The organism is Okeania hirsuta (assembly GCF_003838195.1).
GTDB classification, from domain to species: domain Bacteria; phylum Cyanobacteriota; class Cyanobacteriia; order Cyanobacteriales; family Microcoleaceae; genus Okeania; species Okeania hirsuta.
In genome coordinates this window covers 27,537-40,214 of record NZ_RCBY01000011.1, presented here as the reverse complement: position 1 = coordinate 40,214, position 12,678 = coordinate 27,537, and the positions used below count along the sequence as shown (strand labels likewise).

Genomic DNA, 12,678 nt, shown 5'->3' with positions numbered 1-12,678 from the left:
GTAATTATTAAGTGGAGACAAGCAAAACTTAGAAAGGGAGCAAGATGCTCCCACTGTCTATACCATTACAATGTACCACTACCAAAAAACGATAGTCTTCAAAAGCAATATGACGTAGATGGTGAAAAAGTATAGCTAATCTCCGAGAAGATTTAGTAATTATGTCAAAATTTCTTTCTTCCCTCTTCCCTGCTATATAGCACTACAAGAATTTGTTAGGACATTTGTCAATCCTAAAACCTTTTTACAATTTGCTATTCCCTGTTCCCTGTTCCCTGTTCCCTGTTCCCTATTCCCTAGCGCGTAGTGCTATAGCAACGATAACACAATTTCAGCCAACTTTTGTGCTGCTCCCGGTTGACCTCTAACACTTCTAAGGCGATCGCGCATTTCTGCTAATTTTTCTGGATGACTCAAAAAATCTAATACCAATTCTGCTACTGTTTCTGGTGTCAGTTTCCCTACTAACTCCGGCACAATTTCTTGTTTTGCCCAAATATTCGGCCAAGCAAACAGTTGTCCCTTGCGCAACACTAACCAATTAATTCCGGCAGCAAAAGCAGCTCCTACCCCCGGTAAATTTGCTAACAACCCAGGCAAACCATCCCAAGCTCTCATAATATCAAGTTGTTGGGTGGGTAATAATACAATCATCGGTATTGCCAACGAACCCAACTCAGCAGTATTAGCACCAACTGTGGTCAAGCAAAGACGGCATTGGGAAAGTAGATCGTAAGCAGGAGTGCGCGTTATTAATTCCACCTCTAGACCTGTAGGTGTCACCAATTTAGGATTTTCTGTCTCAGAGTTTGGAGGAATTAATAATTTTGCCTTAACACCACCCATTTTTTGAACTGCCGGATTTTTTCGAGAGTCGGCAAAACTGGCTAAAGTAGATAATTCCAGAGTAGGAGCAACTGGAATAATAAATCTCGTTTGCGGGCGTATTTTGTGAAGATGTTGAGCGATCGCTAAAGTTAAAGGTACGCCCAAAGATAACTTGGTAGGTTTCGACCCAGGCAATAACCCAATATACTCAACAATATTTTCCTCTGTTGTTGGTAAATCTATATTACTGGTTACCTCCGCCATCAAATCTCCCACTACTGTAAACTTATCGGCATATTTTGATGGTACTTCAGCAGCAACTTCTGGCTTCATTACGCCAAATTTATCTATCCAGCGCCACCATCTAGCATCCCACTCAGCATAAATAACAGTACGATAACCAAGGCGTTTTCCTACCGCAACAGTAAAAAATTGGTCGCCTCCTAAAAATAAAACTATTCCCTGGGGATGCCAATGCCAATTTTCCGCTGTTTTTCCCTGAAGCAAAAAACGCCAAAAATATTCTGCGGGTTGTACTCGGTCTATTTCTGGATAGGAAAGAGCTATCGCTGCTTCTTTCCCGGTAGCATGGGGACAAGGTGAGAGAATGACAGAAATTCTCATATCAGTATTTGCCTGTTGTCGTAACTGTTGTACAACAGGTCGCACCCAAGTAACTAATTCTCCCGGGCCATTTGAGAGGATGACAATATCAATTTTTTTCATAGGGGGGTATACTAAATCCGGTTTTAATAGTACAACAGGGCGGAAATACAGCTATGGACAATAATTCCTTTTAGTGCATTGGGATTTGGAAATATGATGCCACCATTTTTACGTCTATAATTCTCAATATTACAGCACATTCGATAATAGTGAGGTACTACTGGAATAGCTTTTATTCTGTGAAATCTATGGTATTATCATACCAGATGCAACATAGAATTCATTTGGGAGATTGAAGATATGCTGAGAAAAAATTACTTATCCCTGACATTTCTCGCTATTTTGACAACCCTGACTTTCTGGGTTCCTAAAGAAGCGCTTGCTATTTCTATAAAAGCTACTGCTACTGGGTCTTCTAACCCAACTCCTGTTATTGGAGGAGATCTACAGAATGGAGATTTTCTGATTCTACAGAATTCAGTTATCCCAAGTTTGCCTACAGGTGATGGAGTTGATGAAACAACAAACTGGTCATTTGATTTCTCAAATGACAGTAATCTAACACTTTTTCCAGTTTCTAGCCCTCTAGACTCGGCTCTCCTAACTTTGACTCTCTCTCCTATTAATTCTGGAGTTACAACAGATGTCACTGGAGTTGTTGGTGGAAAATCTATTAGTATACCTAGCATTCCTGGTATCCCTGCGGTGGGAACTACAGGTACAGTTTCTATAGATTTGCTAGACTTTGGGTTTACCTCTGCAGAGATTATCAATTCATTAGATTCTGTTACTAATACAATTCCCTGGTTTTATTATGATGATGCTGTCGTTTCTTTCGCGGAACTAGAGTTGACAGCAGAATCTGTCCCCGAACCCACAAATATTCTTGGTCTCTTGGTTACTGGTGCTATTGCTACAGGTATAGTACGGGAAAAAAACAAGAAAATTAATAGACTAACAGAGCGATCGCTGCTTCTTTTCCAGTAGCATGAGGACAAGGTGAGAGAATGACAGAAATTCTCATATCAATATTTGCCTGTTGTAGTAACTGTTGCACAACAGGTCGCACCCAGGTAGCTAATATACTTAGAGGTTGTCTGAGAAGTCTCATTTGCTACATAACGCGCCCCCGCGCATCCCCCATCCTTCAAAAGCGCAGCATCCTCTGGCTTCCCCCTTCCCAAGGGGGACGGGAGGGGGATTAATAAAGGGGGACTTTTAGCAGTTAATGGATTCTTGTTCCCCCCAGAATGGGGGGGGTAGGGGGGCAAAATTCAGTATTAAACAACTTTTCAGATATCCTCTTAACTTTAGATAAAACCAAATTATAGGAGAAAATCTAAGATGACAGAATTAATTGATGTGGTTAAAACTGGAGATATTTCTCAAGTCGAAACTTTGCTGAATGAAGGTACAGATATCGATGCTAAAGACTCGGAGGGTTCCACTCCTTTAATTGCTGCTGTGGAAGCTGGCCATATAGAAATAGTTAAAAAATTATTGGCTGCTGGCGCTGATGTCAACAATAATGATAATGATGGCTGGATGCCTTTGATGGGTGCTGCAGGTAGTGGCGATCGGAAAATTTTGCAAATTTTATTGGATGCTGGTGCTGATGTCAATGCTGCTACTAATTTTGGCTTGACTCCCTTGATGACAGCTGCTGGTAGTGGCCATATTAACGCCATTCAAATTTTGCTAGACCGGGGCGCAGATATCAAGGCTAAAGATAATAATAAATGGACTGCTTTGGTCTGGGCAAGTTCAGAAGGTCATCAAGAGGCAGTGGAATTGCTAAAGCAGGTACGCGATCGGGGAGTGTTGCGTTAGGTGGTAGGTATGGCAATAACCAGAGCGGTTAGGACTTATGCTGATGATGAATCTTAGACTAGGCAATGTTTTTTCCACTGTTGTCTGTTGCCTTTTCTCTGCTATATCTATATATAGAACCCCTGCTCTCCCTCCTTTCTCCATCTCTAAAAATTCTTTAAACTTTTCAACCGAATATGATATTATTGGTTACTCAACAACAAATCCTCAGCTAATGCCACTGCCCCCCACAAAGGTGCTTCATCACCCAATGCTGCTGGTAAAATCTCAAAATTGACTTCTGGTAAAGCAGTTTCTCTTGCTACTCGTTGTAAGGTTTCCCACAATAATTCACCTGCTTTCATCACCCCACCCCCTAAAATAAACCGTTCGGGGTTAACTAAATTAGCTACATTCCCAATACCTACTCCCAAACCCCAACCTGCTAATTCGATCGCCTTAATAGCAATTTTGTCTCCTTGCATAGCTGCTTGACTAACTTCCTGGGCAGTTATTGCTTCTAAATCATTATTTACCAAACTCCGCAAAATTTGCCCTTCTTGAGGTTGATATTGCAACTGTTCTCTTACCTGTTGGGCAATATAGGGACCTGATGCTAATCTTTCTACACAACCACGTTTACCACAAAGACAAATTGGACCTTCTGGATCGACTGTGACATGACCTATTTCTCCTGCCATACTCTGGACACCGCGCCATGGTTTGCCATTGAGAATCCAACCTCCACCTACACCTGTGCTTACAGTAATATAAAGTAAGTTGTCATATCCTTGACCAGCGCCAAAACGATGTTCTCCTAATGCTGCTACGTTGGCATCATTATCAACTATTGCGAGTGAGTTAAATTCGGTTTCTAAGATTTGCTTGAGGGGAATATTTTCCCAACCTTTTACATGATGGGATAGACGAACTGTACCTGTGGTTGCATCTACGGGACCGCCAAAACTGACTCCTATAGCAGCAGGTTTTTCGCCTTTGAGAAGGTTGTGAGAAATAGTTTGCATCATTTCAATATCTGTTTGAGCAGAAGCATGGGGAGGGGAAAAAGTTTTTTGATAGTCTTGCCAGTTTCTTTCGCCAGCATTTAATACTGCTGCTGCTAACTTTGTACCACCAAAATCAAGGGCTAAAATTTTATTTGTCATAAAATAAATCAGGTTTATTGAGGATATTTTTAAGTTCTTAAACTAGGGTTTGGAGAAAAGCTCCGGTTAAATTCATTTAATATCAAGTTTATATAATAAAGGTTTTATAGCAAAAATTCATCTACTTTGCCACAGTAAGTATTCAGCTAGCTCGCATTCAGCTTTTAGCTGTTTCATAAATAATGGATATACACTGCTCAGGTCAAGGTTAGTTGTTTTTTCAATACTTTGAATTCTCCTTAAACTTCTCAATACTAATTCCTGCTATAAAGGCAGTGAATTAATAGCTGATTGCTGAATGCTGACCGCTGAATGCTTACTTGCCACATTCTTCAGTCTTAAAATTATTTATTAAATATTTAAGTGAACTCGGTCTAAAATTTTAGTATTTTTAAAATATATGGGGTATAAGTTTCATCTTAATTTTTGTAGTTTACTCTGGGTTATTAAGTAATCTATAAATTTGTGGTTGATATAGCAGTGGAAGGAAAGGTCGCAGACAGATCGAGAGCTTAAAGCTAAGACAAAGCAATATTTTTCCGTCAGCTATCAGCTATCAGCTATCAGCTATCAGCTATCAGCTATTGCTTTTAATGAGTGATAAAAGCTTTATTGACTAAGAAACGAAAAATCTTACTATAACAGTCAGCTCTAAAGTCTATATTCATTTAAAACTCGTCCTTAAGCACAGGTTATTATTGCTGAGAGCTGACTGCTAATAGCTGAATGCTTACATTTTTCCTTCTTCCCTCTTCCCTCTTCCCTCTTCCCTCTTCCCTCTTCCTTTTTCCCTCTTTATTCTGCTATATTTTATTGTTGAAAATAAATAGCAACAAAAATTTAATAAAAAATTAATTACCCTCGTTTGTGTTTTTTTGTTATAGTTATTTTATAAGATTAATAATACTAATATCAGGAGATCATTAATATGGTAGAACAAACTAATCAAAATATACCAGAATCAGTGGTTCAAAATTTGCCTGTGGTAGCTAATCAAACCTGGCAACAAGCAACTCAAAATTTACCTCAACAAGTTAAACAAACTGTTATTCAAAATCGAGTTCCGATTGCAGTAGGTGTGGGTGCTATTGTATTAACTCCGATTATTTTACCTTTGTTAAAACCTGTAGCTAAAGCAACTATTAAAACTGGTGTTTCTTTCTTGGAAAAAACTAAAGGTGCTCTAGCAGAAACAGTAGAAATATTCGGGGATATTGTGGCGGAAGCTAAGGCAGAAGTAGCGGCAGAAGCACAACATAAATCTAACTTAAAAGCAGGTATATATTCTCAACAAGAATTGAATGCAAATAAGTCAGCAACTCCTTGAAGAAGGAGTCAGGAGACAGAAGACAGGAGACAGAATCAATTGCATAGGGATAGGAGGGCGATTAGCATTAAAGGCTCACTAGGGCAGAAAAATTAAGGGACTATTCTTCCTACTAACTCCTCCATAACTCCTATTTCTCCTGACTCCTGAACTCCTACCCTTACCAAAATACTTTTTCAGCAAACCCTATTTAAAGATTTTTGATAAAATTTGTCAGTTCTTTAAAGGCTTCGTTATCCCAGTTAATATAACCTGCTTGAACCGCTGCACCTAGACGTTTATCGGGATGTTCTTGAGTAGATAACCAGGCGTATATTTTAGCTTTAGAAATTTTATTAGATTTTCTTCCTGTACTTTTCTCCATGCACTGAAAGAAACTTTCAATACAGCTAATTTCATCAGTATCTATTGATTCTAAACATAAGTCTTCTAGCATTCCTTCAGAACTGTTGTTTGGAAGGATAAACTTTTCTATTTTTAAGTTCTCTATTTCTTTTAATTTATATTTTATGAGAGAATATTCAATACTTTTAGAGGCATAATCGAATGAATCATCAGCATCTCTAGTAATTCCTAAAGAACGCAAATTAGAAAATCCTGGTATTAAATGCAAAGTTTTTAAGTAATTATTAAGGTTATCTTTCCCTCCATAAGAATCAACTTGGATATCATTAATTTCTAAATATTCAATTAATTTAGAGAAAAACATTTCATCCTCTTTTCCTTCACCAATAATCAACTTTGACTTTTTGATTGTTTTTTGAATTTGACTCATTAACGCATCTCCAAGTTAAGCTCTAAAGAAGTCTCAATATTATCTTTGTCATAAGTTAAACTCTTGATAACATTAGTCTCTTTTTCTCTCTCTAGTCTGAAATAACGAAAGTCATATAATTCGGAGTTGGAAAATGCTTGATGAGCAGCATTAATACATTCATAACTATGAGTAGTAGCAAAAAGTTGAGTGTTAGATTTTCTAGTTGCTACAGCTATAGACTGCCAAACTTTTTCCATAACTGAGTGATGTATACCATTTTCAATTTCATCAATTAATACTGTTCCTTCTTTTGCATTCATAATCGATAAAATAATAGATAATAATCTTCCCATTCCTTCTCCCATTAATGAAACAGGAATTAAATAATCTGCTCCAATATCTCCATGAATCATCGGAATTCCTCCGGTTACCAAAACTGCTAAACGTTTTAATCTTGGTTCTATTATTTTTAAGATTTCTATAATTTCATTTTGTTTATTTATAGCTTCAAATTGACTGAATATTTCTGCATCATTTGTTGGCGATACTCTTAAACGACTACTGAGAAAAGCGCTAGGAGGAAAAACTTCTATTTCTTTAGCTTCTTGTTCTTCGTCTTGCTGAATTGCTATCTTTATTTCTGTTTGTTCTTCTCGATCTGGTGTTAAAAATATTGTAAAACCAAAGATTTGTTGACCATTTTTTTTAAATCCTAGTTTTAAATCCTTGAGAGTTTTTCTACTATTTGACCTTAAATTTAAAGGGAACAATCTTGGGCTTGATGCTTTATCTAAACTCAATTTTAGTTCGTTCTCTTCACCATTTTCGTTTACTATTTTAATTTTAATGGCTTTACTGACTTGTTTTTTGTAGAATAACCATTCACAAATTTCTTCTACATCAAAAGTTTGTTGCTGGACTACTCCTCTATTAAAGTTTAATTGAAACGGAATTTCTAGAGCATTTAAACTTTTTAACAAGAAAATTGCTTCTAGCAGAGCTGTTTTGCCAACATTATTGATACCTCCAATTAAATTAACTCGTTCGATATTATCAATACTAATTTCTTCAAAACATCTAAAATTTTTAACTGTAATACATTTAAACATAATTAATTTAACGCTTTCTTTTTTAACTGTTATAAAAGCTGTTTGGTATTTTTGTCAAAGTGGATAGTTTAGTCAAATTAGTCAAACATAATAGTTGGGAGATAATTTGGTTTTAAGTTGAATAAAAAGTCATGAATAGGTGCAAACCACTCCCAATAATAGAATTGTACCACACTTATTTTGGGAATGCAAGGCAGAAAAATTTGGCTTTGGCGATTTTTTTGAGCTTCACAGAATGATGATTTGAACTAAAATAATAATTTTCTCTATTTCTGAGTTGAGGGTAGACTTTTATATAAGAAAGTTGGATTCTATAGAGGTGAATTTGACTAATTATCAAAATCATAAGGGTCGTGTAACCCCGTCTTTTAAAGCGAAATATTTTTGGCTCGAAGCTCAAATACCCGTTACAAAAATAACTTCTGACTTGGTTAATCAACTCACCCCTAACTTAATAATTTTAATCTCAACGATTAGTTTGAGATTCTGCCAAATTATCGGCAAACTCTTCACTAATTCCGGCAAAAGTCTCCTGACTCTGTTCATACATAGAAAGACCACTTTTAATTGCACCCTTAACTACTTTTCTTGCAACTTTTGTGACAGTAGGAGCAACTAATGGACCAATCAAAAACGCACCTAGTCCTAATAATGCAAGGCGATCGTTTGTTTGACCATCTTCAACCATTTCTCGGAGGTGAAGAGTGACTACAGATTTTTTTAAGTGAACAAGTGACATAATTAATATAAGGAACAAGATAAGATGGGTTTTTTGTAGGGGCTGATTTAGTAAATAAAGTCTTGGAATTAACCAAAATATATATACAAATATCTACAAAAACTATTTCCCTACCATTCTATCAGAGAATCTTGAAAGAGGACTCCCGCTATAATTTCTAATTTAGCGGTGAAATGAATTTCAACAAATCTATTAATTGAGCGAAGCGCGAATCAATCCAGTATCAGTTATAATATAGTTATTAACATTTTATTTTTCAACCTTTGATTACTTTAACTTACCAGTACAAGCTCAACCAAACTCAGCAACAAGAAATAGAGATTAATCATATTCTTGATGTTTGTAAGAGTGTGTACAATTATGCTTTGAGAGAGCGAAAAGACTGGTCAAGTGCGAGAAAATCACCAATTAATAGCTGTTCAATTGTTTCCGAATATATTATTCCTGCTGATGCGCCTTATCCTAATTACAATCATCAAGCCAAAAATCTCACAATAGCTAAAAAAATTCATCCTAAATTAAAGTCAGTTAATGCTCAAGTTTTACAACAAACTTTAAAAATTTTGGATAGAGCTTTTTCTGACATGAAATCTCAAGGAAAAGGTTATCCAAGGTTTAAGAAAAAACTGAGAAGTTTTGTTTTTCCTGCAATGCTGAAAAATTGCTTAGGCAATAATAGAGTTAAACTACCTCAACTAGGTTGGATTAAAATCAGACAAAGTAGACCATATCCAGATGGTTTTCAAGCTAAACAAGCTAGGATAGTCAAAAAAGCTAGTGGCTATTATTTGATGATTATTTTTACTTCATCTGAGTTATTGCCAGATAATCCAGTAGGTAAAAAGTCATTAGGAATAGATGCAGGTATAGAAAGTTTTGTAGCTACTTCAACTGGAAAATTAATCAAATCTCCTAAGTTTTTATTCAGCCAACTACGCGAGCTTAAATTGCTGCAAAGAAGACTTAATAAAAAAAAGAAGGGGTCAAATAATTGGTTAAAACTTCAGAAAAAGATAGCTAAAATACATGAGAAAATAGCCAATACTAGACGGGACTGGCATTTCAAATTAGCTCATGAACTTTGTGATAATACAGACAATATTTTCGTTGAAGATATTAACTTTAATTCTTGGTCTAGAGGTATTGTCAGAAAACAATCTAATGACAGTGGCATCGGTCAATTTATCAATGAAATACTTCCTTATATCTGCTGGAAAAGAGGCAAATATTATGGAAAAGTTGACAAGAATTATACTTCTCAAGAATGCCCTAAATGTGGGCAGATTGAAAAGAAAAAACTCTCTGATAGAAAACATAATTGCAGCAACTGTGGTTATGAAATAAATCGTGATATAGCTGCTGCAAAAGTAATCAGAAATAGAGGTTTAATAGCCGTGGGGCACGCGGTTAAAGAAAAAGCTTGTGGAGATGGTCTGACGGGGGTACAACTCAGTTTATTTGATTTGTTGCCTAGTTAAGAATCTGCGAGACAAGAATCTCCCGTTATAATCACCAGATTTAACGGTGAGAGTGTCAATATGTACCACTTTCTAACTGATGCTGCACCAGGGGACGCAAACTATTTAAACCAGCAGCGATCGCACTGCCATTGTGGACAACCGTAGCAATGAGAGGATGTAGTCCCACTGTCGAGGCCAACCCTAAAGCCACCAAATTTGGCCCTACTACCATAACAGTATTTTGTTCGATGAGATGCTTAGTCTGCTTGGCAATAGCGATCGCCTCCAACAAACTAGATAAATTATTATTCATCAACACCACATCTGCTGTTTCCCTCGCTACATCCGAACCATTTTCAAAAGAAACAGACACATCTGCATAAGCTAAAGCCACAGAATCATTTAACCCATCTCCCACAAAAGCCACAGTTTTTCCGGTGCGACGCAATTCTCGAACAATAGCAGCTTTTTGGTCAGGAAAAGCCTCAGCATGAACTTGAGACTCTGGGATTTTCAACTCTGTGGCCACCATCTTCGCCCTAACTTCGTTGTCCCCAGTCAGTAAATGTACTTCCATACCATACTCTTGTTGCAATCTCATAATCAGAGGCATACTTTCCGGACGCACTGGGTCTTTATATTGAATTGCCCCCTGAAACTCGCCATTGCAGGCCACATAAATCAAAGATAACCACTCAGAAACTGGGCATTCTTGGTCGGGATGGGCGCAACTTTCCTGAAAACAAGGATGATTTTCATAGAAGCAGTCCAAATCTACTCCTGCTTGAGTCAAAAATTTAGCACTGCCGACCAAAACATCCTGACCATTAATATCTACCTGAATACCCAGTCCTACTTTATAGTCCCACTCACCCCGTGGATAAATATTCACACCTTGTTCCTGAGCGTAACGGGCGATCGCCTCTGCCACTGGATGAGTAATACGTTGTTCCGCAGAAGCTGCTAAAGCCAAAACTTCTGTAGCACTCATTCGTCCTGATACTGTTTCTACTCCCACCACAGCAATATTACCTTGAGTCAAAGTACCAGTTTTGTCAAAAACAATAGTATCAATTTCCGCTAACATTTCCAGAGTACGACCACTCCTAACCAAAATACCGTGTCTGGTAGTATGGTTTAGCGCTCCCAAAAATGCGGTGGGGACTGATACTCGAATTCCTGTGACAAAGTCTAGGGTGAGAATAGATGCAGCTCTACTGGGGTCGCGAGTTGTGGCTAAGACAATGCCAGCTAATATCAACGACGGCAAAATTAATTTGTCTGCCATTTGAGAGGCATAGTTTGCCATTCTGGTGTCATGTACTGGAGCTTTTTGTAATAGTTCGATACTAGCAGCAGCGCGAGTTTGTTTGCCGACTCTTTCTGCTCGAATATAAATTTGACCGGAACGTACTAAAGTCGAAGCATAGACTAATATACCTGATTTTCCTACTACTGGCATTGACTCCCCGGTGAGTTGCTGTTGGTCAATGACTGCTTCACCTTGCAAGACTTCTCCATCTACTGGTATTTGTTCTCCTGGGTAAACTATGACTGTATCGCCTCGTTTGACTTGGTCGCTTGGTATTTGTTGTTCTTCTCCATCTCTTTCTACCCAGGCAAAACGTCCGATGGTGTCTAATAGGTCTGAAGTTTGGTGTTCGGTGGATCTGGCTGTTTGTTCGCGTATCACATCCCCCAATTCGTGGAGAGTTAATACTAATGCGGGGGTTAATACTTTGCCTTGGATGGCACCGAGGGTTAGGGAGAGGAAGTCGAGACAGTCTATATTCAGGCAATGTTCGATTAATAAGCTCTGGAACGCTCGTTTGACAACTGGGAAGGCGGCAATGGCCAAGGCGCTAAAACTCAGTTGTGGGGAAATTGGTAATTTTAATGGTCCGCCGAGGAAAGCTAAGAGGGTTGCTAGACCTGGTATTACTAAACTTGACCATTCTCCTTCATTTTCGTCTTCTGTTTCTGGTGGTGTTTGGGAGTTAACTTTTTTTTTGACAACTGTTACGGTAGAGCGATTGACGTTTTCTATTAGAGATATAAGATGGTCTAGTATTTCTGCTTCTGATTTGCCTTTGGTCTGATAATTAATGGCGATCGAACTTGCTGCTTGGTTAATGCGAGTTTGTTTGACGTGGATATCTGATTCTAATAATGTTTGTACATTGTCAGTATAGTTTTTGTCTAGACTCAAGCGCATGACGCGAAGTCTGACTCTTCCGGGAATGCCATGAACTAATGATATTGTGGGAGTTTTGACTGTTACTGTTGATTTTGACCCTGATTGTTGTGATTTGATAGTTTGCATGGTTTTAGTTGATTTCTCTTGGTTCCGGGTGAGAATGTGGCTTCATTAATTGATCATTGATAATGGATAATTGATAATTACCTCTGGTTAAAACCGCTACGGAATTGAATATAAGGAATATTTTCTTTTTTTTCCCCTTAAAAGGGGAGTATTTTTACCAGAATTATTTAATTATTAATTATTCGGTAATATTATTGGTATAGCTGAAGGAAGAAGGAAAAACTTAAGTTGGAAAAATCTGGCGTTGTCTTAGTGATATGTTTGCACCCTTTGCTTCGACTGCTATAAGAGTTGTTCCAGCTAACGATACTTTGGCAAAAAATATGTTCAGAACAGCATCAAACCCTTATATAGTCTATATTTTACATTTTATCAACCTTTTTCCTGATATATCTAGGTTTAAGCCATTTTTAGCCTATTGATGTATTTCCCTTATCCCTAATAGCTTTGAAGGCATTTTCATTGTAAAAAATATCAAAGTACCGCTAAGTATC

The 12,678-nt window shown here is 37.5% G+C and carries 11 protein-coding genes; 4 read left to right on the top strand and 7 right to left on the bottom strand.

The annotated features are described in order from the left end of the window. Positions 1–309 precede the first annotated feature (309 nt). A complete protein-coding gene (locus tag D5R40_RS03415; protein WP_124143204.1) occupies positions 310–1,554 on the bottom strand; it encodes a glycosyltransferase family protein in 1,245 nt (414 codons plus the stop codon). A gap of 240 nt (positions 1,555–1,794) precedes the next feature. Here D5R40_RS03415 and D5R40_RS03410 point away from each other — a divergent pair, with 240 nt between their 5' ends. Continuing rightward, complete coding sequence (locus tag D5R40_RS03410; RefSeq protein WP_124143203.1) at positions 1,795–2,481, top strand: PEP-CTERM sorting domain-containing protein; 687 nt, start codon at positions 1,795–1,797, stop codon at positions 2,479–2,481. Here the strand turns inward: D5R40_RS03410 and D5R40_RS34495 are convergent. Continuing rightward, positions 2,441–2,605, bottom strand: a complete 165-nt coding sequence (locus D5R40_RS34495; RefSeq protein ID WP_161564321.1) for a hypothetical protein — start codon at positions 2,603–2,605, stop codon at positions 2,441–2,443. The genes D5R40_RS03410 and D5R40_RS34495 overlap by 41 nt on opposite strands. Before the next feature lie 233 nt (positions 2,606–2,838). Here D5R40_RS34495 and D5R40_RS03405 point away from each other — a divergent pair, with 233 nt between their 5' ends. Then, positions 2,839–3,324: an ankyrin repeat domain-containing protein gene (locus D5R40_RS03405; protein WP_124143202.1), complete on the top strand. Its 486-nt coding sequence runs from the start codon at positions 2,839–2,841 to the stop codon at positions 3,322–3,324. A gap of 182 nt (positions 3,325–3,506) precedes the next feature. On the opposite strand, the gene D5R40_RS03400 is transcribed toward D5R40_RS03405, so the two are convergent. Further along, positions 3,507–4,469 (bottom strand): ROK family protein, encoded by a 963-nt coding sequence (locus D5R40_RS03400; protein WP_124143201.1) that lies wholly within the window; start codon positions 4,467–4,469, stop codon positions 3,507–3,509. A 928-nt stretch (positions 4,470–5,397) separates the two neighbouring features. Here D5R40_RS03400 and D5R40_RS03395 point away from each other — a divergent pair. Beyond that, positions 5,398–5,796 (top strand): DUF5132 domain-containing protein, encoded by a 399-nt coding sequence (locus D5R40_RS03395; protein ID WP_124143200.1) that lies wholly within the window; start codon positions 5,398–5,400, stop codon positions 5,794–5,796. Positions 5,797–5,986: 190 nt separating this feature from the next. Here the strand turns inward: D5R40_RS03395 and D5R40_RS03390 are convergent, their stop codons facing one another. The 3 genes from D5R40_RS03390 to D5R40_RS03380 all read right to left on the bottom strand — a co-directional run bounded on the left by D5R40_RS03390 (position 5,987) and on the right by D5R40_RS03380 (position 8,401). Further along, a complete protein-coding gene (locus tag D5R40_RS03390) occupies positions 5,987–6,571 on the bottom strand; it encodes a DUF3226 domain-containing protein (protein WP_124143199.1) in 585 nt (194 codons plus the stop codon). Next, positions 6,571–7,662 (bottom strand): AAA family ATPase, encoded by a 1,092-nt coding sequence (locus D5R40_RS03385; RefSeq protein WP_124143198.1) that lies wholly within the window; start codon positions 7,660–7,662, stop codon positions 6,571–6,573. The genes D5R40_RS03390 and D5R40_RS03385 overlap by 1 nt, the downstream gene beginning before the upstream one ends. A 466-nt stretch (positions 7,663–8,128) precedes the next feature. Then, a complete protein-coding gene (locus D5R40_RS03380) occupies positions 8,129–8,401 on the bottom strand; it encodes a hypothetical protein (protein WP_192901036.1) in 273 nt (90 codons plus the stop codon). A gap of 263 nt (positions 8,402–8,664) precedes the next feature. Here D5R40_RS03380 and D5R40_RS03375 point away from each other — a divergent pair, with 263 nt between their 5' ends. Further along, positions 8,665–9,879 carry an RNA-guided endonuclease InsQ/TnpB family protein gene (locus tag D5R40_RS03375; protein ID WP_124143197.1) on the top strand — a complete coding sequence of 405 codons (1,215 nt, stop codon included), beginning with the start codon at positions 8,665–8,667 and terminating at the stop codon, positions 9,877–9,879. A gap of 55 nt (positions 9,880–9,934) precedes the next feature. Here the strand turns inward: D5R40_RS03375 and D5R40_RS03370 are convergent, their stop codons facing one another. Continuing rightward, the gene (locus D5R40_RS03370; RefSeq protein ID WP_124143196.1) at positions 9,935–12,184 is read right to left on the bottom strand and encodes a heavy metal translocating P-type ATPase; all 2,250 of its coding nucleotides are present in this window, start codon (positions 12,182–12,184) and stop codon (positions 9,935–9,937) included. Positions 12,185–12,678: the final 494 nt, after the last annotated feature.